Below are 22,401 nucleotides of genomic sequence, written 5' to 3' on the forward strand. Positions count from 1 at the left end.
ACGGGTTTTCGGTTCCGAAGCGCGGGGCCTTTGGGAAACGCCTTACAGTTGGAGTATCAGGGTTTTCAGCGGGGGCTGTTGATCCTGTGAGGGAAAGTCCGCACCGGGCGTCATGATTGTCCAGTCGCGCACCGGGCGCCCGGCCTTTTGCGCACAACGCAGCACCTGTTCGCGCCAATCCTCCATGCTGACCTTTGCCAGGTTGTTGCAGCAGATCAGCACGCCGTTGTCAGCGGTGGCAAGCAACGCGGGTTTGAGCAGGCTTTGATAGTCGCGCAGCAGGTCGACGGTGCCGAACGCGCTCTTGGCCCAGGCCGGAGGGTCCAGCAATACCAAGTCGTATTGACGTTGCTCCAGGCGCGGATAGCTTGGCAGTTTCTGCCCGCGACGCTGGGTGATCGGCAGGCCCGCCAGTTGGCGGATCGCCGGGAAGTAGTCGGATTGCACGAATTGCAGGGTCGGCAATTGTGGGTTCAGCAGGCTATTTTCGCGCCCGACTGCGAGGTTGCCCTCGGCGAAGTCCAGGTTACATACCTCGCGGGCACCACCGGCGGCCGCGCTCAGGCCGACGCCGCAGGTATAGGCGAACAGGTTCAGCACGCTTTTACCGGCGCTGTGCTCCTTGACCCAGCCCCGGGTGTTGCGCAGGTCGAGGAACAGCAGTGGATCCTGCCCAGCATGCCGCCCGCGTACGCGGTAATTGAGCCCCCACTCGTGACCCACCAGGTCTTCCAGTGCAGCAGGTTCGGCACGATACACCGTGTCTTCGCGGTCAACGCGCGAATTGCCACGGGAACGGTCGTTGTAGACCAGTAGCAATTCCAGGCCCAAGTACTGGTTGATCTGTTGATGCAGGTCCAGCAGGTCTGCCGTTTCCAGGGACTGGTGAAAGCTCTGCACCAGCAGTTGAGGGCCGTAGCGGTCGATGGTCAGGCCGCCAGCGCCTTCCTGGCTGCCGTGGAACAGCCGGTAGCAGTCGGTGTCTTGGGCGTGCAGTTCGCTGATCAGGTCTTGGCGATGATCGAGGGCGGCGCGCAGCGCCTGATTCAAGGAAGACATGGAGCGCGCCTTGCTGGGGAAATGAGGGCGCGAAGTTTAACAGTTATGCGCCGTCGCCTACATCAACCCCATCCGCCGATGGGCCCGTTGCACCGAACCATTGCGCATCGCCCAACGCAGCATCGGCGCACTGCGTTTGACCCCGGCACGGATCATCTGGCGTTGCAGCGGACTCTGGCGCTGACCGAGCATGGCGCTGGCCCAGTCAGGCAGCAGGTCGATCCCGGCTCGCATCATCAAGGCGCCAAAGGGCTTGGCAAGGGCACTGGGGGAGGGCGCATTCAGCAGCAGGCGCAACACTTCCCGGCTGCGGTCATCGCACAGCAACTGCGGACGTATGCGTGCCAGATAATCCGACACTTCCTGCCGGGAATGCGGAACACCCTGCGCGCCCAGACGCTCGGCCACCAAGGCAATTTCACTGTAGTAACGGTCCTGGTCTCGACCTGAAAGGTGCGGGTTGCGGTAGCGAAGGTGGGCGGCCAAGAAGTTACTGACCTCCGCGACATGCACCCAAGTCAGCAGCTCCGGGTCGCTGGCCGCATAAGGTCGCCCGTCCGGCGCATGGCCGACCACCTGCAGGTGAATGGTGCGGACTTTCTCGATCAGCCATTCGGCATCTTTTCGCGCGCCAAAGGTGGTGCCCGAGATGAACTGCGAGGTACGCCGCAACCGCCCGAGCATGTCCTGGCGAAAATTAGAATGGTCCCACACACCCGCCAGGGCCAGTGGGTGCAAAGCTTGCAGCATCAAGGCACTGATGCCGCCGATAAGCATACTGCTGAAATCGCCATGTACTTGCCAACTCACCGAGTCGGGCCCGAACAGACCTGGGTCGCCCTTGGGGTTTTCCAGGTCCAACTGGCCCAGCGACAAGCCGGTCAGGCTCATCAGCTGGTTTTCGATACGGCTGCGGATAAATTCCATGGCGACTCGGGGCTTCCTATCGGTTCAGGCGTTTGTCGATCAAACTCTCTACGACGCTCGGGTCGGCCAGGGTCGAGGTATCACCGAGGCTGTCGAGTTCGTTGCAGGCGATCTTGCGCAAAATCCTGCGCATGATCTTGCCGGAACGGGTTTTCGGCAAGGCCGGGGCCCATTGGATCAGCTCCGGCTTGGCAAAGCTGCCGATTTCCTTGCTGACCAACGCCAGCAGGTGCTCTTTCAGCGCGTCGTCGGGTTCCACCCCATTCATGGGCGTGACAAACGCATAGACGCCCTGGCCTTTGACGTCGTGGGGGTAACCCACTACGGCGGCTTCGGCCACCAAGTCATGCAGGACCAGCGCGCTCTCCACCTCGGCGGTGCCGATGCGGTGGCCGGACACGTTGATCACATCGTCGATGCGCCCAGTGATCCAATAATCGCCGTCTTCGTCGCGTCGCGCGCCGTCGCCGGTGAAGTAGTAACCGGGGTAGGGTTTGAAATAGGTGTCGATCATGCGCTGCGGATCGCCGTACACACTGCGGATCTGCCCGGGCCAGCTGGCTTTGATCGCCAGCACGCCGCTGCCGGCGCCACTGAGTTCCTTACCTTGTTCATTCAGTAATACCGGCTGTACACCGAACATTGGCTGGGTCGCGCAACCGGGCTTGATCCGCTGGGCGCTGACCAGTGGGCTGAGCATGATGCCGCCGGTTTCGGTCTGCCACCAGGTATCCACAATCGGGCAGCGCTGTTCGCCCACCGCGTTGAAGTACCAGTCCCAGGCTTCCGGGTTGATCGGTTCGCCGACGCTGCCCAGCAAGCGCAGGCTGGCGCGGGACGTGTTCTCCAGCGGGCCGTGGCCTTCGCGCATCAACGCGCGCAAGGCAGTGGGCGCGGTGTAGAAGATGTTGACCTTGTGCTTGTCGATGACCTGCCAGAAGCGCGAGCTGTCCGGGTAGCTTGGTACGCCTTCGAACATCAGCGAGGTCGCGCCATTGGCCAGCGGGCCGTACACGATGTAACTGTGGCCGGTGACCCAGCCCACATCGGCTGTGCACCAGAACACTTCGCCGTCGCGGTAGTCGAGCACGTATTTGAAGGTCATCGCCGCTTGCAGCAGGTAACCGCCCGTGGTGTGCAGGACGCCCTTGGGTTTACCGGTGCTGCCGGAGGTGTAGAGGATGAACAGCGGGTCTTCGGCGTCCATCGGCTCTGGCGGGCAGTCGTCGCTTGCGGCATCCAGAGCCTGTTGATACTTGAGGTCGCGGCCTTCGGTCCAGTTAACGGTCGCACGCGTGCGTTCCACCACCAGCACCGTACTGACGTTCGGGCAGTTGGTCAGGGCTTTGTCGACATTCTGTTTCAGCGCCACTGGCTTACCGCCGCGCACGCCTTCGTCAGCGGTGATCACGGTGCGGCAGTCTGCGTCGAGAATACGGTCGCGCAGGGCGTCCGGCGAGAAGCCACCAAACACCACGGAATGCACCGCGCCAATCCGCGTGCAGGCGAGCATGGCGTAGGCTGCTTCCGGGATCATCGGCATGTAGATGCACACCCGGTCGCCTTTCTTCACGCCGCGGCTTTTCAGCACATTGGCCAGGCGGCTGACGTTCTGGTGCAGTTGGCGGTACGTGATTTTGGAAGAATTTTTCGGATCATCGCCTTCCCAGATGAAGGCCGGCTGATCGGCGCGTTGCGCCAGGTGGCGGTCGATGCAGTTGTAGCTGACGTTCAATTGGCCGCCGGCGAACCACTGCGCAGCACCGGTCTTGATGTCTGAGGTTTGAACGGTGTGCCAAGGGGTTATCCAGTCGAGAAAGCCTTTGGCCTGTTCAGCCCAGAACGTGTCCGGATGATCGATGGATTGGCGATAGAGGCGTTGATAGTCCTCTTGACTGAGTTGCGCAGCCCGGCGGACGGCATCGGCGGTGGGGAACGTGCTGATATCGAACATGAGCGATCCTTATTCTTGTTTTAGCCACAAGTCATAAAGATGCACCCTGCAGGGGGAGGGTTCAAGGCCAACCTCCAAACGGACGTTGGCCCTGCAATACCTGAATCAGCCGCGGTGACGACCACGGAAGTAGTTGATCAGGCCCTGAGTCGACGCATCGTCAGCCAGGGTTTCCTCGGCACCGGTCAGGCGGTTGTAGACGCCCTTGCCCAGCTCTTTGCCAAGTTCCACGCCCCATTGGTCGAAGGCGTTGATACCCCAGATCACGCTCTGCACGAACACTTTGTGTTCATACATGGCAACCAGCGCGCCCAAGCGACGCGGGCTGATACGCTCGACCACAAGGGTGTTGCTCGGACGGTTGCCCGGGATCACCTTGTGCGGGGCAAGCTTCTGCACTTCTTCTTCCGAGATGCCCTTGTCGCGCAACTCGGCTTCGGCTTCGCTGCGGGTCTTGCCGAGCATCAGCGCCTGGCTCTGGGACAAGCAGTTGGCATACAGCCACTGATGGTGGTCGGACACCGGATTGAAGCTGACGATTGGCACGATGAAGTCGGCCGGGATCAGTTGGGTCCCTTGGTGCAGCAACTGGTGGTAAGCATGCTGACCGTTGCAGCCCACGCCGCCCCAGATCACCGGGCCGGTATCGGTAGACACTGGCGTGCCGTCCTGCCGCACGCTTTTGCCGTTGGATTCCATGTCCAACTGCTGCAAGTGTTTGGTGATGTTACGCAGGTAGTGGTCGTACGGCAGGATCGCATGGCTTTGCGCACCCCAGAAGTTGCCATACCACACGCCCAGTAAGCCCAGCAGCACCGGCATGTTGGCTTCGAATGGCGCGTTCTGGAAATGCTGGTCCATGGTGTAGGCACCGGACAGCAGTTCCTTGAAGTTGGACATGCCGATGGCCAAGGCGATGGGCAAACCGATGGCTGACCACAGCGAGTAACGGCCGCCGACCCAGTCCCACATCGGGAAGATGTTTTCTTCGCGGATACCGAAAGCCACGGCGGCCGCGTTGTTGCTCGACACGGCGATGAAGTGGCGATACAGCTCGGCTTCCGAGCCACCCTGGGCCAGGTACCAGGCGCGGGCGGCCTGGGCGTTTTTCAGGGTTTCCAGGGTGTTGAAGGATTTCGACGAGACGATAAACAGGGTGGTCTCGGCGCGCAGCTTCATGGTCAGCTCGTGGAACTCGCTGCCGTCAATGTTTGCCAGGTAATGGCAGCGCACGCCTTTATGCGCGTAGGACAACAGCGCCTCGGAAACCAGCTCCGGGCCGAGGAACGAGCCGCCGATACCGATGTTCACTACGTCGGTGATCGGCTTCTCGGTGTAGCCACGCCACAAACCGTCGTGGATGCGGCCGACCAGGTCAGTGATCTGGTTCAGCACCTTGTGCACGTCCGGCATGATGTTCACGCCGTTGACCGACAGCTTGTCACCCACCGGGCGGCGCAAGGCGGTGTGCAGGGCAGGGCGGCCTTCGGAGGAGTTGACTGGCTCGCCTGCGTACAGCGCATCGATCGCGCCTTTGAGATTCACTTCCTTTGCCAGGGCCACCAGCAGGTCGCGGGTTTCGCTGGTGATCAGATTTTTCGAGTAATCGAGGAAAAGTCCGCAGCTGCTCAAGGTGAACTGGGAAAAGCGCTGAGGATCGGCATTGAACGCTTCGCGCATGCTGAAATCCTGCATGGCTTGGCGGTGTTGATTGAGCGCTTGCCAGGCGGGCAGAGCGGTAACGTCATGAGGAGTGCGGTAGTACGCCATCGCTGCGGGTTTCCTTTTATTACGGGGACTGCCTTTAGGACACTTCTGAGCCCGGAACGTCCAGTCTTTCATCAAGGAATGGGTTCGGGACAGCGCTAACCATAGCGCAGGGCAATTACATTAAACCTAGCGTGTCGATATGTCTTGGTTTTGTCTGCGCTTATGCCGGTACTTTTTTGCACCGGCACTTTTTATTGACGCAGCGAGAAGGGCAACTGCAAGGGGTCAGTCGAGGGTCAGATGCAGGTTGTCGATGAGGCGAGTGGCGCCCAGGTAGGCGGCTACCAGAATGACGATATCCCGATCCTCGGCAGTGGCCGGGCGCAGATGCACACCCTGGCGTACTTCGAGGTAGTCCAGGCGCAACCCGGCGGCTTCGATTTGCTGGACCTGTTCGGCGCGCAACGTCGCGAAGTCGTGGTCACCGGCTTTGATCGCAGCAGCGATCTGGCTGAGGCAGCGGTACAGCACCGGCGCAATAGCGCGTTGCTCGTCGGTGAGGTAGCCGTTGCGTGACGACAGCGCAAGGCCGTCGTCGGCGCGCACGGTGGGTTCGCCGATGATCTGGATCGGCATATTCAGGTCATGGACCATGGCGCGGATCACGGCCAGTTGCTGGTAATCCTTCTGGCCAAACACGGCCGTGTCCGGCTGGACCATGTTGAACAGTTTGCTGACCACCGTTGCCACACCTTCGAAATGCCCCGGGCGGCTGGCGCCGCACAGGCCTTCGGACAGTTGCGGCACGCTGACGCGAGTTTGGCCGGTCATGCCCCCGGGGTACATTTCTTCGACAGTAGGTGCGAACAATAGACTGCAACCGGCTTGCAGCAGCTTTTCCTGGTCGGCAGCCAAGGTGCGCGGGTATTTGTCCAGGTCTTCACCGGCGCCGAATTGCAGCGGGTTGACGAAGATGCTGGCGACGACGAAGTCCGCCTGCTGGGCTGCCTTGGTCACCAGTGTGGCGTGACCGCTGTGCAAGTTACCCATGGTCGGCACAAAGCCTATGCGCTTGCCGGCGCTGCGGGCGTGAGTCACGGCAGCACGCAATTCGCGTACGGTTTTTACGGTGTTCATGCAGAGAATCCGTGTTCGGCGCCAGGGAACGTTACGCCTTTGACTTCAGCAACATAGGCGCTCAATGCGTCGTGGATGCTGGCCTGGCCAATCATGAAATTCTTAACGAATTTTGGCACGCGGCCGGTGATCGACAGGCCGAGCATGTCGTGTAACACCAGCACCTGGCCATCGGTTGCGGAACCCGCGCCGATACCGATGACTGGCACTTTGACGGCCTGGGTGATTTCGGCGGCCAGTTCGCTCGGCACGCACTCGAGCAGGATCATTGCAGCGCCTGCTTGTTCCAGGGCGATTGCATCGGCACGCATCTGCCGTGCCTGCGCCTCATTGCGGCCCTGTACCTTGTAGCCGCCGAGGAGGTTCACCGACTGTGGCGTCAGGCCCATGTGTGCGCACACCGGCACACCACGTTCCGCCAGTAGGCGTATCGATTCGGCAAGCCACACCGCGCCTTCAACTTTGATCATGTGCGCACCGGCTTGCATCAACTTGCCGGCATTCTGGAAAGTCTGTTCGAGCGTCGCGTAACCCATGAACGGCAGGTCGGCGATGATAAACGCGCCGTCGTTGCCGCGCTTGACGCTGGCCGTGTGGTAGGCCAATTCATCGGTGGTGACGGGCAGGGTGCTGTCATTCCCTTGAAGAACCATGCCCAGGGAGTCGCCCACCAGCAACACTTCAACCCCGGCCTGGCAGCTGGCGTGGGCGAACGTGGCGTCATAGCAGGTCAGCATGGTGATTTTTTCACCCTTGAGCTTGAGGCTCTGCAAGGTGGTCAGGGTAATGTCTGGCATGAAAAGGGTCCTCGTTCAGGCGCTTGGAAACAGCGAGTAACGCGCGTGAGTCTTCGTTTATTCAGGCGCACTGTCTTGAGAGCAGTGCTTATAAGGCCTGGATTGCGCCCTTTAGCGCCGGGTTGGCGGCAGCGGGACGCCTATAGTCGTGAGGAGGGCACGGGAAGTCAATTGGATGTGTTACCGCATTGTTACGATGGCTGTGTTACCGCTGTTACTGACGCGATTCAGCAAGTGGGAAAGCGATTTTAAGTGCGCAGGCTCCCACATTGACCCAGTCAGTCTTGGGGCAAGCGTTCCAGGCCGAGAAACGGGCAGGCGGCCAGCAAGTCGCTGAGCATTTGACCGTTGGGCAGTTGCAGCGCTGCGGGCGCTAGCTCGGCCAGTGGATACAGCACAAACGCCCGCAGGTGCATTTGATAGTGCGGCACCTTGAGGCGCGGCTCGTCGATCAGGCGATCGCCAAACAGCAGGATGTCCAGGTCGAGAGTGCGCGGGCCCCAACGCTCAAGGCGTTCGCGGCCTTGATCGTTCTCGATGGCTTGCAGCGCATCCAGCAGTTCAAGGGGCGCAAGGCTACTGTCCAAGGCAGCAACCGCATTGGTGTAGCGCGGTTGGCCTGGGAGCAGGGAGTCACTTTGATAAAAGGCGGAGACGCCAGCAACGGTGGTGCCTGGCAATTGTGCCAGCGCTTCGATAGCGCTGCGCAATTGCTGATCCGGGGCAGCCAGATTGCTGCCCATGCCGATGTAGATACGCTCCACGTTTATTCGCCTGCAGCGCCCGAGGCGTCAGCCGAACTGCGCTTGCGTTTGGTGCTGCTGCGGCGGCGCTTCTTAGGGCCAGCGCCTTCGCCATCGCCTTTGCTGCCGAGGTCACGAATCATGTCGCGGCGCTCGCTGTCATTGGCGTCCTGGTAGTCGGTCCACCATTCGCCCAGGCCGTCGGTCTGCTCGCCGGCGCTTTCGCGCAGCAGCAGGAAGTCGTAGCCGGCGCGGAAGCGCGGGTTATCCAGCAACAGATCGGCGCGTTTGCCGCTGCGACGTGGCAGGCGCTCCTGCATGTCCCAGATCTCGCGGATCGGCAGGGTGAAGCGTTTGGGAATGGCGATGCGTTGGCACTGCTCGACGATCAACTCATGCGCGGCTTCTTGCATGGCTGGAATCGGCGGCATGCCACGATCCTGCAGGCGCAGTACGCGTTTTGGCAGGGCTGGCCACAACAAAGCGGCAAACAGGAACGCCGGGGTGACCGGCTTGTTCTGTTTGATGCGCAGGTCGGTATTGATCAGCGCTTCGCTGATCAAGGTGTGGGTGTACGTCGGGTTGTGTTCCAAAGCCTCGGCGCTGGCCGGGAACAGTGGGTCGAACAACTGCAGGTCCACCAGCATTTCAAAGGTGTCGGCGGCGTAGCCCGAAAGGAACAGCTTGAGCACTTCCTCGAACAGGCGTGCCGAGGGAATCTCCCGCAGCATCGGTGCCAGTTCGCGAATCGGCGCGGCGGTGTGCTTCTCGATGCCGAAGTTCAGCTTGGCGGCGAAACGCACGGCCCGCAGCATGCGCACCGGGTCTTCCTGGTAGCGTTGTACCGGGTCGCCGATCAGGCGGATCAGGTTATTACGAATATCGTGTACGCCATTGGCGTAATCGAGGATGCGCTCGCTGACCGGGTCGTAATACAGGGCGTTGATGGTGAAGTCGCGTCGCTGCGCGTCTTCTTCCAGGGTGCCATAGACGTTGTCGCGCAAGATGCGCCCGCTTTCGTTGCGGGAAGATTGATTGGTGTCTTCCTCTTCATCGTTTTGCGGGTGGCCTGCACGGAACGTCGCCACTTCGATGATTTCGCGACCGAAGTGGATATGCACCAGCTTAAAGCGCCGGCCGATGATCCGCGCATTGCGGAATTCGGCACGCACTTGCTCAGGCGTGGCGCTGGTGGCGACGTCGAAGTCTTTCGGCGTGATATTGAGCAGCATGTCACGTACGCAGCCACCCACCAGATAAGCCTGGTAGCCGGCGTTCTGCAAACGTTCGACGATGTTCACCGCATAACGGCTGAATTGAGCGCGCTGCAATGAATGCTGATTGCTGTTAAGCACTTCAGGCGTGCTGCGAATGTGTTGCGTACGACGCAAGGGAGAACGGAATGACTGGAACAACTTCTTCAGCATGGGATGCACTGTTTGAAGGAATGTTCGGCCATAACGAAGAATGACCGCATGATGGGCGGGGATTCTAGCATTTAGTCAGGGGATGGTGTAGGAACAAGCTGCAAGCCCCAAGCCAAAAGCTTCAAGAGGTTGCTGGAAGGCCAATTCGCAGAAACTACAAGGGGAGCCGAAGCTCCCCCAGAAGTAGTTGCGTGCTCTATTTTTATTATTGGTTGCGGGCTTCTTGTTTTTGTTGATCGCCCTCGCCATGAAGCTTCACCTTCATGACACTCCCAATCGGGAGTCAAGAGCAAACGGATTGCTTTGGTTGCTGTGTTGCTGATCTACGATCCAACCAGTTCAGGCTCTGCCTTAGGGCAGTTTTTGTTGTTCTCGGCCTGGTTGCGGGGTAAGCCCCAAATGCAACGCCTCTCCAAAAGAATCAGTTAGCTGCGCCTCCGCCGTGTTGTTTTTGTTATGCGTGAGTCGATTCGTCTTATTTTTATTGTCTTGTACTAAGCTTGTTATTGTTTTTGTACTAAGCATATAGCAGGGTGCGTGCCAACTTTTGCGCCGTCCAGCAAATCCGGGGTGTTGAGGTGCTTTCGGGTGTTTGATGGACCAAAAAAAGCCGGGGCTTCGTTACCGTAAGCCCCGGCTTTTGTTACGCGAAATATCCGCGGTAACAGTTTTTTCACATCTGTGGGTGTTACCTGTGGGGGCGCACCCTCAACTCTCGCTGGCCACACCGGTCTTGCGCCGTGGAATGCCCAGGCGCTGGCGGCGTTCCCACAGGCACTTGCGGCTCACGCCCAGTTTGCGTGCCAGCTCGGTCTCGGTCATATGGTCCTGATGCTCAAGGACAAAATGCTGGAAGTAATCTTCCAGCGACAAATCTTCCGTCGGCTCATGGCTGGTATTGCTACCGCCGCCCTGTTGTGGGGCCAGGCCGATGAAGTCGTCGTCGTCCAAGTCGCTCAGTTCGATATCGATGCCCAGCAGCTCGGCGGAAATCTCCGGGCTTTCCGACAGAATTACCGCGCGCTCGACCGCATTTTCCAGTTCCCGCACGTTACCCGGCCACGAGTAATGCCGAATCGCCTGCTCGGCATCCGGCGCAAACTTCAGGTCGGTACGGTTGATGCGTGCGCTCTGGCGCAGCAGGAACGCGCTGGCGATCTCGTTGACGTCGGCGCCGCGTTCACGCAGGGCCGGCAGCTTGAGGGCGATCACGTGCAGGCGGTAATACAGGTCTTCACGGAACTGCCCGATCTTGGCCAGGCTTTTCAGGTCACGGTGGGTGGCCGCAATCAGGCGCACGTCGACCTTTTGCGATTGCACCGAACCGACACGGCGAATCTCACCTTCCTGCAGCACGCGCAGCAAACGCGCCTGGGCTTCCAATGGCAGTTCGCCGATTTCATCGAGGAACAAGGTGCCACCGTCCGCCGCTTCCACCAGGCCCGCACGCCCGGCGCTGGCGCCGGTGAACGCGCCTTTCTCGTGACCGAACAGTTCGGACTCGATCAGGGATTCAGGGATGGCCGCGCAGTTCACCGAAATCATCGGCGCCTTGGCGCGCTTGGACAGATTGTGCAGGGCGCGGGCCACCAGTTCTTTACCGGTGCCTGATTCGCCTTGGATCAATACATTGGAGTCAGTCGGCGCGACTTTGCGGATCTTGCTGTACAGATCCTGCATGGGCGGGCACGAACCGATGATGCCGATTTCGCCATTGCTGTTATCAACCCCTGGCTTGTCGGCAGCTTTGCTGGCGGGACGCTGTTCGGCAGGCGCGCTGCTGACCGACTGACGGTCGCGCAAAATACGCGCCACCGCCTGGAGCATTTCGTCATGGTCGAAAGGCTTGGCGATGTAGTCCACCGCGCCCATCTTCATGGAGTCCACCGCCGAACGCAGGCTGGCGTAGCTGGTCATGATCAGCACCGGGGTGCCTTGGCCGAGCTTGATCAACTCGGTGCCAGGTGCGCCAGGCAGGCGCAGGTCACTGACAATCAGGTCGAACGTGGGAATGCTGAATCGCTCCTGGGCTTCCTGCACAGAGCCGGCTTCGCTGACCTGGTACTGATTTCGTTCAAGCAGGCGACGCAAGGCAGAGCGGATAATGGTTTCGTCTTCGACGATCAAAATGTGCGGCATTGATTCAATTCTCTCGACGGTCTCAGTTCACAGCGGACGTCGCTTCGACATGACGCGGCAAGGTCACCCGAATACGGGTGCCGCGTTGGCTTTCTGTGTCAGCCGGGCTGTCGATGGTGATTTGTCCATAATGCTCTTCAACGATGGAATAGACCAGTGCAAGGCCCAGACCGGTACCTTCACCTGGGTCCTTGGTGGTGAAGAAGGGTTCGAACAATCGGTCCATGATGTTCTGTGGAATACCGCTACCTTCATCTTCGACGATCAGATCGACCGTATGTTCGAAAGCCTCGGTCTTGACGCGTACCGCGCTGCCGGCGGGGGTCGCATCGCGGGCGTTGGACAGCAGGTTGATCAGCACTTGGGCCAGGCGTTGTGAGTCGCCATCTACCCAGTGGTCCGGGTCGCACAAGTTGAAAAACTGTACTTCGAAATTACGCCGGTTCAAGGCGAGCAAGCCTATGGCATCCTGCGCCACTTCGGCCAGGCACACGGCTTCGTCCTGGTTCTGATGGCCGCCTGCGTGGGCGAAGCTCATCAGCGACTGCACGATCCGCGAGACGCGCTTGGTCTGTTCGAGGATTTGCCCGCTGATCTCGGTAATTTCGCCGTCTTCTTCTCGCTCTTCCCTTAGATTCTGCGCCAGGCACGCGATACCGGTGATCGGATTACCGATTTCATGGGCCACCCCCGCTGCCAGTCGACCGATACTTGCCAGGCGCTCGGAGTGCACCAGCTTGTCTTCGAGCATCTGGGTTTCGGTCAGGTCTTCCACCAGCAACACCAGGCCGCTGTTGCCGGGGGCGAGGGGTTCATCGATGGCGGCCTTGTGCAGGTTGAGCCAGCGTGTCTGGCCGTCGAGGGCCAGATGCTGCTTGTGCAAGTGCTCGTCGGGCAAGTTGATAAAACCTTGCAGCAATTCTTTCCACGGCTCGCCCAGGGTATTGAGGCGTGAACCGACGACGCGTTGTGCGGGGATGCCCGTGAGCTCTTCCATGGCCTTGTTCCACATCAGGATCTCTTGATCCTTGGCCAGGGAACACACGCCCATGGGCAGTTCCTGCAGGGTCTGGCGATGGTAGCGGCGCAGGGCGTCGAGTTCGGCGGCGAGACCGGTGAGGCGGGAGTGGTAATCCTCCAGCCGGCTCTCGATGAAATGGATGTCTTCGGTGACATAGTTTTCGCCGCCAGCCTTATAGGGCAGGAACGTTTCCACCATGTCCTGGGCCACGCTCGGCCCCATCAGCCCCGACAGGTTGGCTTCGATACGATCACGTAAACGACGCAGCGCGTAGGGGCGGCGTTCGTCGAACGGCAGGTACAGATCGCGCAGCGCCTGTTCGACTTCCTTTTGCGCCGCCTTGGCGCCCAAAGGCTTGGCCAGTTGCGTGGCGAACTCCTGGGGCGAGGCCGCATGCAATTCACGCCGTTGCGGGCGACGCACGTTATCCACCGCACAGGCTTCGGCGGCGCTGGTTTCTTCCGCGCTTGCGTTGGTGAACAGCGAGATCAGGGTGAACATCAAGACGTTGGCGGCCAAGGACGCAATCGCCGCCATGTGCCAACTGGTGTCATCCAGCACGTAAATCATGTTCAGCAACGGGATGTAGAAGCCCTGCAGGTTGCCCACCAGCGGTAGCAGCATGGTCACGACCCACACCAGGATCCCCGCCAGCAAGCCGGCGATAAACCCACGGCGATTGGCGGTCGGCCAGTACAGTACCGACAACACACCCGGCAGGAACTGCAAGGTGGCGACAAAGGCAACGATACCCAGGTTGGCCAGGTCTTGCCCGGCGCCCAGCAGCAGGTAGAAACCGTATCCGGCCATGATGATCGCAACAATCAGCGCGCGGCGCGTCCATTTCAGCCAGCGGTAGATGTTGCCTTCAGCCGGCGGCTGGTAAAGCGGCAATACCAAATGGTTGAGTGCCATGCCCGAAAGCGCCAGGGTCGTGACGATGATCAACCCGCTGGCCGCTGACAAACCGCCGACGTAAGCCAGCAGTGCCAACGCGGGGCTGTTGGCGGCAATGCCGATGCCGAGGGTGAAGTATTCCGGGTTGGTGGTTGCCCCCAGTTTCAGGCCCGCCCACAGGATCAGCGGCACAGCCAGGCTCATCAACAGCAGGAACAGCGGCAAACCCCAGCTGGCGCTGACCAGCGAGCGCGGGTTGAGGTTTTCGGTGAAGGTCATGTGGTACATGTGCGGCATCACGATCGCCGAGGCGAAGAACACCAGCAGCAGCGTGCGCCATGGGCCTTCCTGCAGGGGCGTGTGCAGGGCGGCGAGGGCGGTCTGGTTTTGCAGCAGCCACAACTCCAACTGTTGCGGGCCGTCGAACACACCGTACAGCGCATAGAGGCCGACGCCGCCAATGGCGATCAGCTTGATCACCGACTCGAAGGCAATCGCAAACACAAGGCCTTCGTGTTTCTCGCGGGTGGCGATATGGCGTGAGCCGAAGAAAATCGTGAACAGGCTGATCAGCGCGCAGAACGCCAGGGCGACTCTATGTTGCACCGGCTCGCGGGTGAGGATGCTGATGGAGTCGGCCACGGCCTGGATTTGCAGGGCCAGCAACGGCAATACACCGATCAACATGAAAATGGTGGTCAGTGCGCCGGCCCAGGTGCTGCGAAAGCGGAACGCAAACAGGTCGGCCAGGGATGACAATTGATAAGTGCGGGTGATCTTCAGGATCGGGTACAGCAACACCGGCGCCAGCAGAAACGCGCCGGACACCCCGAGATAGCTGGAAAGAAAGCCATAACCGTATTGATAAGCCAGGCCGACGGTGCCGTAAAACGCCCAGGCACTGGCATACACGCCCAGGGACAAGGTGTAGGTCAACGGATGGCGAATGATCGCCCGCGGAATCATTCCGCGCTCACTGATCCAGGCGACGCCGAACAACGCGGCCAGATAGGCGGCGCTTATCAGCAGCATCTGGGTGAGGCTAAAGCTCATCGGCATCTTTTTGGCTCTGCAGGATGAAAGTCACGACGATCAGAATCAGCCACAGCAAATAAGGGCGATACCAGGCGCCCGTGGCGTCGATCCACCAATCCATGATGGCGGGAGAAAACAGGTAGATCCCGACGACCAGCAGCAGGACCAATCGATAGATGTACATGTTGGCCTCTGATTGAAAAACTGCGGCGATGGTAACGGATGCTTGGCAAGCTGCAAGCGCCTTCAGCTCAATTGCGCTTCGGCCAGCGTGAGTGCGCGCGGGATCTTTGTCGCATCCCAGTGCGAAATGCCCCAATCCAGCAGTTCTCGTGGGCTGGCGTGCAACAGTTCGGCGCCGGGTTGCTGGCCGAGGGCGCGCAGGGCTCTCAGTAGCAAAGGCGTGGCCTGGTCGGGCGTCAACGGTGGGGAACGATAGGATTTGCCAAGCTTGTTACCGTCCGGCTGGATGATCAGCGGCACGTGCAGGTAGCGCGGTTGGCGCAGGCCGAGCAACTCTTGCAAGTAGAGTTGGCGTGGCGTGGAGTCGAGCAGGTCAGCGCCGCGCACGATGTCGGTAACACCTTGCCATGCATCGTCGAGCACCACAGCCAGTTGATAGGCATAAAGGCCATCTCGGCGACGGATGACGAAATCGCCTACATCGCGTCCCAGGTGCTGTCGGAATTCGCCCTGAACACGGTCGGTAAAGTGGTACGCAAGCTCAGGAACACGCAAGCGGATGGCGGCGTCCTGCTGATCGTGACCGGCATTGCGACACAGGCCTGGGTAGATCCCGTTGTAGGGTTCCAGTTGTTTGCGTGAGCAGGTGCAGGCGTAGGCCAGGCCTTGGTTGAACATGTCGTTCAGCACTTTGGCGTAGGCTTCGTGCCGCTCGCTTTGTCGGACCAGTTCACCGTCCCATTCAAAGCCGTAGCTTTCCAGTGCGTGCAGAATCGCGGCTTGGGCGCCGGGCGCTTCACGGGGTGGGTCGAGGTCTTCCATGCGCATCAACCAGCGGCCGTTATTGGCGCGGGCATCAAGGTAGGAGGCGAGAGCGGCGACCAGCGAGCCAAAATGCAAATGGCCACTGGGCGTGGGGGCGAAACGCCCGATATAGGTAGAGGCTGTCATGGGCCGGATACTACTGGAAATTCGGTAAACGCCAGAAACAAAAATGGGGCGTTTGCACGCCCCATTCGTTCAGCTCGGCGGGATTACTTGCCGACCTGTTTTTCCTTGATTTCGGCCAAGGTCTTGCAGTCTACGCAGAGGTCCGCGGTTGGGCGGGCTTCCAGGCGACGGATACCGATCTCGACACCGCAGGATTCGCACCAGCCGTATTCTTCGTCCTTGATCAGCTGCAGCGTCTTGTCGATCTTCTTGATCAACTTGCGCTCGCGATCGCGGGCGCGCAGTTCAAGGGCGAATTCTTCTTCCTGGCTCGCACGGTCGGCCGGATCAGGGAAGTTGGCTGCTTCGTCCTTCATATGGTCAACGGTGCGGTCGACCTCCTGCATCAAGTCCTGTTTCCACTTGTTCAGGATTTTGGTGAAGTGCTCGCGCATGGGCTCGCCCATGTACTCCTCACCTTTCTTCTCTACGTAAGGTTCGAAGCCGTTGAGGCCTTGAGTCTGCTGTTGCTTTGCTTGGGTGGACATGAATAGACCGCCTCTCACTCTTCTAATCCATTGCGCAGGATTGCAACGTCACCGACACCTGCCGGCCCTGCGGCTGCAAGCGGGCGAACTTACCAGATAGATTCGGGGTGCGCCACTCCCGGTTGTCGAGGCACATGGCTAAGGGGTTGCAAACTACATCAGCCCGCCATTGCTGGGTATGTGTTGCCTCGATTGTTGATTTTAGTCGTTTTGCAGGCGCTTGCCCGATCCGTACAGGCCGCCGGGCAGGCAATAGAACATGTTTTACGGCGCGGGTTCGGTAGAATCCAGATTTTGTCCCTACCGTTAAGGAAGGCTAATGGCTCAGCCCTACAGTGCGCGCAGTCGCGCCATCGAACCTTTTCATGTCATGGCATTGCTGGCGCGGGCCAATGAGCTGCAGGCCGCCGGGCATGACGTGATCCACCTGGAAATCGGGGAGCCGGATTTCACTACCGCTGAGCCGATCATCCAAGCCGGCCAGGCCGCATTGGCCAATGGCAAGACCCGCTACACCGCGGCCCGCGGACTGCCGGAACTACGCGAAGCCATCAGCGGTTTCTATCAGCTGCGCTACGGGCTGAACGTTGACCCCCAGCGTATTTTGATCACCCCTGGTGGTTCCGGCGCCTTGTTGCTGGCCAGCAGCCTGTTGGTGGACCCGGGCAAGCATTGGTTGCTCGCAGATCCTGGCTACCCCTGCAATCGCCACTTCCTGCGATTGGTGGAGGGCGCGGCGCAACTGGTGCCGGTTGGCCCCGAGGTGCGCTATCAGTTGACCGCTGGCCTGGTAGCCAAGCACTGGGACCAGGACAGTGTGGGCGCGCTGGTAGCGTCGCCAGCCAACCCGACTGGGACGATCCTGACCCGCGACGAATTGGCCGCTCTTTCCGGCGCAATCAAAGCGCGCAACGGCCATCTGGTGGTGGATGAGATTTACCATGGCCTGACCTACGGCACAGACGCAGCCAGCGTGCTGGAAGTAGACGATGATGCTTTCGTCCTGAATAGTTTTTCGAAGTATTTCGGCATGACGGGCTGGCGGCTGGGTTGGTTGGTTGCGCCGCCTGACGCTGTGGGTGAATTGGAGAAACTGGCGCAAAACCTCTATATCAGTGCGCCAAGCATGGCGCAGCACGCGGCGCTGGCCTGCTTCACTCCACAAACCTTGAACATTCTGGAAGAGCGCCGGGCAGAATTTGGTCGCCGTCGCGACTTCCTGCTGCCAGCCTTGCGCGAGCTGGGATTCGGTATTGCCGTCGAGCCGGAAGGCGCATTCTATTTGTATGCCGATATCAGCGCGTTCGCCGGTGATGCCTTCGCATTCTGTCGCCACTTCCTCGAAACCGAGCATGTGGCATTTACCCCAGGCCTGGATTTTGGCCGCTATCAAGCCGGCCACCATGTGCGCTTTGCCTACACGCAAAACCTCGATCGGTTACAGGAAGCAGTTGAACGGATCGCACGTGGCTTGCGGAGTTGGCAAGGCTGATGCGCTTTAATCCTCCCCTCGAAGAAGCGCGGCTGATTCGCCGTTACAAGCGTTTTCTCACCGATATCGAAACCGTTAACGGCGAGTTGCTGACTATTCATTGCCCTAATACCGGCTCGATGCTCAATTGCATGGTCGAAGGCGGGCAGGTCTGGTTCAGCCGGTCCAATGACCCCAAACGCAAGTTGCCCGGCACCTGGGAAATCGCCGAGACACCCCAGGGCCGTCTGGCGTGCGTAAACACGGCGCGTGCCAATCAGTTGGTCGAGGAGGCATTGCGTGCTGGGGTAATTACCGAACTCAATGGCTTCACCGCCTTGAAGCGCGAAGTACCCTACGGTCAGGAGAAAAGTCGCATCGACTTTCGCCTGGAGTATCCCGACGGCGCGGCCTACGTTGAAGTCAAAAGCGTGACCCTGGGCTTTGATGGCTCCTCGGTTGCCGCCTTCCCCGATGCGGTGACCCAGCGCGGCGCCAAGCATTTGCGCGAACTGGCCCATCTGGCGCGCGAGGGCGTGCGGGCAGTGCAATTGTATTGCGTCAATCTCTCGGGGATTGATGCAGTGCGCCCGGCCGTGGAGATCGACGCCGGTTACGCCTCGGCGCTACGTGAAGCCAAGGCGGCGGGGGTGGAAGTGCTGGCCTATGGCGTGCGGGTTACATCAGAAGAAATCTGTGTAGATCGACGGTTGGACGTGCTGCTCGACTAGAGTTCCACCCAAAGGCCTTGGGCGTCTTCGCGGCCAAGCAGGGGGGTGAGGCTTTGGCCGGCGCAAGGGCCGGCGATGCACTCGCCGCTTTCGATCAGGAACAGAGCGCCGTGGGTGGCGCATTGGATCAGGCTGGCGCTGGAGTCGAGGAACTGATCGGGTTGCCATTCCAGTGGAACACCGCGATGGGGGCAGCGGTTGATATAGAAGTAGGGCACGCCGTCTCGGCGCACGGCCAACAGCTTGCAGCCGTCGATGTCAAAACCGAGGCTGCTGTCTGGCGCGAGGGTGTCGGAGGAGCAGAGAAACTTCATTTCAGTCCTTAAGTGCCTTGACGTTCAAATGCAAACAATTATCAAATGCAGGCTTCGTTCGTTAGCTGTGCGGGTGCTCATTACGATGCCGGGCAAGCGTTTTCTGTCACGTCGATGAGTGCTTGAGCGGCCCTGCCCCTGGAAGGAAACCCTGTTATGCGCCTGAGTGCCAGCGCTATCGCGCTTGTTGTCGGACTGCTGGTCAACCATGGGGCCCAAGCCTCTGAACTGTCACAACGCTGGGTAAGTGCCGGTGGGGCCCTGTCGGAATGGGTGGCGGTCCTGGGCGGTGAGTCAAAATTGGTGGGGGTCGATACCACCAGCCAGCATCCCGAATCCCTCAAGGCGTTGCCGAGCATTGGGTACCAGCGACAGTTGTCGGCTGAAGGCATCCTGAGTTTGCGCCCGCAAGTGCTGGTGGGGACTGAAGAAATGGGCCCACCGCCTGTGCTGGCGCAGATTCGTAGCGCGGGCGTGCAGGTGGAGATGTTCTCAGCGCAACCGGACTTGTCTGCGTTAAAAGGCAATCTTCAGCACTTGGGCAAGTTGCTGGGCAGTGACGCCAAGGCCACCGAATTGTTTGCCGGATATGAGCAGGCGCTGAATCAGCAAAAGCGTTGGGTTGCCAAGGCTCAGTCCACCCAAAATGCGCCAGGTGTACTGCTGCTGCTCGGGCATGCAGGCGGCAAGCCGCTGATCGCGGGCAAAGACACAGCGGCTGATTGGATGTTGCAACAGGCGGGCGGGCGCAATCTGGCGACCCACAGTGGTTACAAACCTTTTTCGGTGGAGTCGTTGGCGGGGTTGAGCCCGGAGGTCCTTGTGTTTGCTGACCGTGCCCTTAGTGGTGATGCGGCGCGTGCGGCGCTATTCAAAGAGAACCCGATCCTGGCTTCCACACCGGCGGCTAAGAATGGGCGGGTGTTTGAGGTGGACACCACCTTGTTGGTCGGCGGGCTTGGACCGCGCCTGCCGCAAAGCCTGGCAGAGCTGTCTGCCGGGTTCTATCCGTCCCAGGCTAAGCCTGCCCCATGACCACGTTGGTTAAACCGAAGACGTTGTTTATTGGGCTGGCGCTGTTGTGTGTATTGGCTATCTGGCTCTCGCTGGCGTTGGGGCCGGTCAGCTTGCCATGGCTGGATACCCTCAACGCCGCGTTGCGATTGATGGGGCTGCCTATTCAGGCACAGGGGCTGGAGCAGGCTGAGCTGATCCTGGGGCAGATCCGTTTGCCGCGTACGCTGCTGGGGTTGGCGGTCGGCGGTGTGTTGGCTTTGTCGGGCGTGGCGATGCAGGGATTGTTCCGCAACCCTCTGGCTGATCCTGGGTTAGTCGGGGTTTCCAGCGGTGCGGCGTTGGGGGCTGCAGTGGCGATTGTCGGTGCTTCGTTTTTGGGCGGTTTGCCGGATGCGTTCGGGCCGTACTTGTTGTCGCTGTGCGCATTCCTCGGCGGGCTGGGCGTCACCGCATTGGTCTATCGACTGGGGCGGCGCAACGGCCAAACCAATGTCGCGACGATGCTGCTTGCCGGCATTGCCCTTACAGCCCTCGCCGGTTCTGCGGTGGGCCTGTTTACCTACCTGGCCGATGACGCCACCTTGCGCACCCTGACGTTCTGGAACCTGGGCAGCCTAAACGGCGCCAGCTATTCACGGTTATGGCCGCTGTTGCTGGTGAGCGCGGGCGTGGCGCTGTGGTTGCCGCGCCGAGCGAAGGCGTTGAATGCATTGCTGCTCGGCGAGTCAGAAGCCAATCACCTTGGGATTGATGTGGAAAGGCTTAAGCGTGAGCTGGTCTTCTGCACGGCTTTGGGGGTGGGCGCAGCCGTGGCCGCAGCGGGCATGATTGGCTTCGTGGGCCTGGTGGTACCGCATCTGGTGAGATTGCTGACGGGGCCGGATCATCGGGTGCTGTTGCCAGCATCCGTATTGGCGGGTGCAAGCCTGCTGCTGTTTGCCGATCTGGTGGCGCGCCTTGCCTTGGCGCCGGCTGAGCTGCCGATCGGCATCGTCACTGCGTTTATAGGCGCTCCGTTTTTTCTTTACCTGTTGTTGCGGGGGCGTGCCTGATGCTGCGTGTGGAAGACTTGCAGATCTGTCGCGGGCGCAAAATTGTGTTGGCGAATGTCACCCTCGATTTATTGCCGGGCGAGGTGCTTGGCGTATTGGGCCCAAATGGCGCGGGTAAAAGCACGTTGCTAGGAGCGTTGTGCGGTGAACTGCATCCCGATCAGGGCAAGGTCTGGCTGGATCAACGACCGTTGAGCGAATGGAGTGGCGCGCAGCGGGCGCAGCGCCTCGCGGTCTTGCCACAGACGTCGACGCTGGACTTTGCGTTCCGCGTCGAACAGGTTGTCGGCATGGGGCGCTTGCCACATCACACTGGGCGAGTGCGCGACGACGAGATTATCGAGGCCGCCTTGCAGGCGGCAGATGTCGGTCACTTGAGCGGTCGCAGCTACCTGGCGTTGTCTGGCGGGGAGCGTCAACGCGTTCATCTCGCGCGCGTGCTTGCGCAGTTATGGCCAGGTGAAGCTGGGCAGACGTTGTTGCTGGATGAGCCGACGTCAATGCTGGACCCATTGCACCAACATACGACCTTGCAGGCCATTCGGACCTTTGCTGATCGAGGGGCGGCAGTGCTGGTGATCCTTCATGACCTGAACCTGGCGGCGCGTTACTGTGATCGAATTCTGTTGCTGGAGGCGGGGCGTCCCCATGCCTTGGATACACCGGCGCAGGTAATGCAGCCTGAGCCGCTGAAAGCGGTGTTTGGTCTGGATGTGCTCGTGCAACGCCATCCGGAACGTGGGCATCCGTTGATTATTGCGCGCTAGGTTTTGACAGACAAAAAAAGACCCGGCAAGAGCCGGGTCAAATAACCGTGATTAGCCTGATGAGGAGATAATCTGAGAGTCCGAACCAATGGTCTTTCAGTTATCGGCTGATCTCGCGACCAGTTGTGATAATCATAACGATTCTCATTTAAGAGTCAACATTTGTTTTTGCATGTCTTCCGCGTTCTCTCAAACGTATGTTCGAAATGCCTGTAAATGTTGGGTTTTATAGTCGAGCTAATTTTTCTGGCGTGCCGACAGAGCGTCCAATTGACGGTTCAACGCTTCCTTGCGCTCGGCAGGAATGTCGTTCCAGTGCACATCCATCAATGCCCCTTCGATGGCATACAGCAGCACTTTTGACGCACGGAACCCGCGCGTCCGCACGGCTCGGTAAGCATCGACCGCGCCCCGGCGACGCAAGTCGGACGCACTGTGGATCCCCACCGCATGCAGCCACTGTGCTGACGTCTTGCCGAGGTTTTTCAGGTGTTGCAGCTCATCGTTCATCAAGCCTCCTTGCGACGGCCGAATGGTTCGGT

The 22,401-nt window shown here is 60.0% G+C and carries 21 protein-coding genes; 5 read left to right on the forward strand and 16 right to left on the reverse strand.

Features of this window, described 5'->3' with window-relative positions; all coding sequences use genetic code 11:
* Positions 1–42: 42 nt before the first annotated feature.
* From AACY52_RS20680 to dksA, 14 genes are all read right to left on the reverse strand, one after another.
* Complete coding sequence (locus AACY52_RS20680; protein WP_339420300.1) at positions 43–1,059, reverse strand: class I SAM-dependent methyltransferase; 1,017 nt, start codon at positions 1,057–1,059, stop codon at positions 43–45.
* Positions 1,060–1,116: 57 nt separating this feature from the next.
* The gene (locus tag AACY52_RS20685) at positions 1,117–1,986 is read right to left on the reverse strand and encodes an oxygenase MpaB family protein (RefSeq protein WP_339420301.1); all 870 of its coding nucleotides are present in this window, start codon (positions 1,984–1,986) and stop codon (positions 1,117–1,119) included.
* A 16-nt stretch (positions 1,987–2,002) separates the two neighbouring features.
* Positions 2,003–3,940 (reverse strand): acetate--CoA ligase, encoded by a 1,938-nt coding sequence (acs, locus tag AACY52_RS20690; RefSeq protein WP_339420302.1) that lies wholly within the window; start codon positions 3,938–3,940, stop codon positions 2,003–2,005.
* 105 nt (positions 3,941–4,045) lie between these two features.
* Positions 4,046–5,710, reverse strand: coding sequence for a glucose-6-phosphate isomerase (gene pgi, locus AACY52_RS20695; protein ID WP_339420303.1), 1,665 nt, complete (start codon positions 5,708–5,710; stop codon positions 4,046–4,048).
* A 225-nt stretch (positions 5,711–5,935) separates the two neighbouring features.
* On the reverse strand, positions 5,936–6,787 hold the full coding sequence (gene panC, locus AACY52_RS20700; RefSeq protein ID WP_339420304.1) for a pantoate--beta-alanine ligase: 852 nt from the start codon (positions 6,785–6,787) through the stop codon (positions 5,936–5,938).
* Complete coding sequence (gene panB / locus AACY52_RS20705; protein WP_049711503.1) at positions 6,784–7,584, reverse strand: 3-methyl-2-oxobutanoate hydroxymethyltransferase; 801 nt, start codon at positions 7,582–7,584, stop codon at positions 6,784–6,786. The genes panC and panB overlap by 4 nt, the downstream gene beginning before the upstream one ends.
* 278 nt (positions 7,585–7,862) lie before the next feature.
* Entirely contained in the window at positions 7,863–8,348 is a 486-nt protein-coding gene (folK, locus tag AACY52_RS20710; RefSeq protein WP_339420305.1) for a 2-amino-4-hydroxy-6-hydroxymethyldihydropteridine diphosphokinase, read from the reverse strand.
* Positions 8,349–8,350: 2 nt separating this feature from the next.
* Positions 8,351–9,754 carry a polynucleotide adenylyltransferase PcnB gene (locus tag AACY52_RS20715; protein ID WP_065875682.1) on the reverse strand — a complete coding sequence of 468 codons (1,404 nt, stop codon included), beginning with the start codon at positions 9,752–9,754 and terminating at the stop codon, positions 8,351–8,353.
* 75 nt (positions 9,755–9,829) lie between these two features.
* Positions 9,830–10,003, reverse strand: coding sequence for a hypothetical protein (locus tag AACY52_RS20720; protein ID WP_186753118.1), 174 nt, complete (start codon positions 10,001–10,003; stop codon positions 9,830–9,832).
* Positions 10,004–10,462: 459 nt separating this feature from the next.
* The gene (locus AACY52_RS20725) at positions 10,463–11,893 is read right to left on the reverse strand and encodes a sigma-54 dependent transcriptional regulator (RefSeq protein ID WP_339420306.1); all 1,431 of its coding nucleotides are present in this window, start codon (positions 11,891–11,893) and stop codon (positions 10,463–10,465) included.
* A 22-nt stretch (positions 11,894–11,915) separates the two neighbouring features.
* Positions 11,916–14,870 (reverse strand): ATP-binding protein, encoded by a 2,955-nt coding sequence (locus AACY52_RS20730; protein ID WP_339420307.1) that lies wholly within the window; start codon positions 14,868–14,870, stop codon positions 11,916–11,918.
* The gene (locus tag AACY52_RS20735) at positions 14,854–15,030 is read right to left on the reverse strand and encodes a hypothetical protein (protein WP_003176118.1); all 177 of its coding nucleotides are present in this window, start codon (positions 15,028–15,030) and stop codon (positions 14,854–14,856) included. The genes AACY52_RS20730 and AACY52_RS20735 overlap by 17 nt, the downstream gene beginning before the upstream one ends.
* 62 nt (positions 15,031–15,092) lie before the next feature.
* Positions 15,093–15,980: a tRNA glutamyl-Q(34) synthetase GluQRS gene (gluQRS, locus tag AACY52_RS20740; RefSeq protein WP_339420308.1), complete on the reverse strand. Its 888-nt coding sequence runs from the start codon at positions 15,978–15,980 to the stop codon at positions 15,093–15,095.
* Positions 15,981–16,063: 83 nt separating this feature from the next.
* Complete coding sequence (dksA, locus tag AACY52_RS20745; RefSeq protein WP_025857127.1) at positions 16,064–16,507, reverse strand: RNA polymerase-binding protein DksA; 444 nt, start codon at positions 16,505–16,507, stop codon at positions 16,064–16,066.
* A 319-nt stretch (positions 16,508–16,826) separates the two neighbouring features.
* On the opposite strand from dksA, the gene AACY52_RS20750 reads away from it, so the two are divergent.
* Together AACY52_RS20750 and sfsA are read left to right on the forward strand one after the other, a co-directional pair.
* Positions 16,827–17,999: a pyridoxal phosphate-dependent aminotransferase gene (locus AACY52_RS20750; protein ID WP_339420309.1), complete on the forward strand. Its 1,173-nt coding sequence runs from the start codon at positions 16,827–16,829 to the stop codon at positions 17,997–17,999.
* Positions 17,999–18,709: a DNA/RNA nuclease SfsA gene (sfsA, locus tag AACY52_RS20755; RefSeq protein WP_339420310.1), complete on the forward strand. Its 711-nt coding sequence runs from the start codon at positions 17,999–18,001 to the stop codon at positions 18,707–18,709. Before AACY52_RS20750 ends, sfsA begins: the two co-directional genes overlap by 1 nt.
* Here the strand turns inward: sfsA and AACY52_RS20760 are convergent.
* A complete protein-coding gene (locus tag AACY52_RS20760; protein ID WP_339420311.1) occupies positions 18,706–19,023 on the reverse strand; it encodes a Rieske 2Fe-2S domain-containing protein in 318 nt (105 codons plus the stop codon). The genes sfsA and AACY52_RS20760 overlap by 4 nt on opposite strands.
* Positions 19,024–19,179: 156 nt before the next feature.
* Between AACY52_RS20760 and AACY52_RS20765 the strand changes: the two genes are divergently transcribed.
* From AACY52_RS20765 to AACY52_RS20775, 3 genes are read left to right on the forward strand one after another with little or no spacing between them, the layout of a single operon-like run.
* Positions 19,180–20,058 (forward strand): ABC transporter substrate-binding protein, encoded by an 879-nt coding sequence (locus AACY52_RS20765; RefSeq protein WP_339420312.1) that lies wholly within the window; start codon positions 19,180–19,182, stop codon positions 20,056–20,058.
* The gene (locus AACY52_RS20770) at positions 20,055–21,092 is read left to right on the forward strand and encodes an iron ABC transporter permease (protein WP_339420313.1); all 1,038 of its coding nucleotides are present in this window, start codon (positions 20,055–20,057) and stop codon (positions 21,090–21,092) included. Before AACY52_RS20765 ends, AACY52_RS20770 begins: the two co-directional genes overlap by 4 nt.
* The gene (locus AACY52_RS20775; RefSeq protein WP_339420314.1) at positions 21,092–21,859 is read left to right on the forward strand and encodes a heme ABC transporter ATP-binding protein; all 768 of its coding nucleotides are present in this window, start codon (positions 21,092–21,094) and stop codon (positions 21,857–21,859) included. Before AACY52_RS20770 ends, AACY52_RS20775 begins: the two co-directional genes overlap by 1 nt.
* Before the next feature lie 237 nt (positions 21,860–22,096).
* Here the strand turns inward: AACY52_RS20775 and AACY52_RS20780 are convergent, their stop codons facing one another.
* On the reverse strand, positions 22,097–22,369 hold the full coding sequence (locus tag AACY52_RS20780; RefSeq protein ID WP_339437538.1) for a TfoX/Sxy family protein: 273 nt from the start codon (positions 22,367–22,369) through the stop codon (positions 22,097–22,099).
* Positions 22,370–22,401: the final 32 nt, after the last annotated feature.

Source organism: Pseudomonas sp. EA_65y_Pfl1_P113 (genome assembly GCF_963970525.1).
Classification (GTDB): Bacteria; Pseudomonadota; Gammaproteobacteria; order Pseudomonadales; family Pseudomonadaceae; genus Aquipseudomonas; species Aquipseudomonas tritici.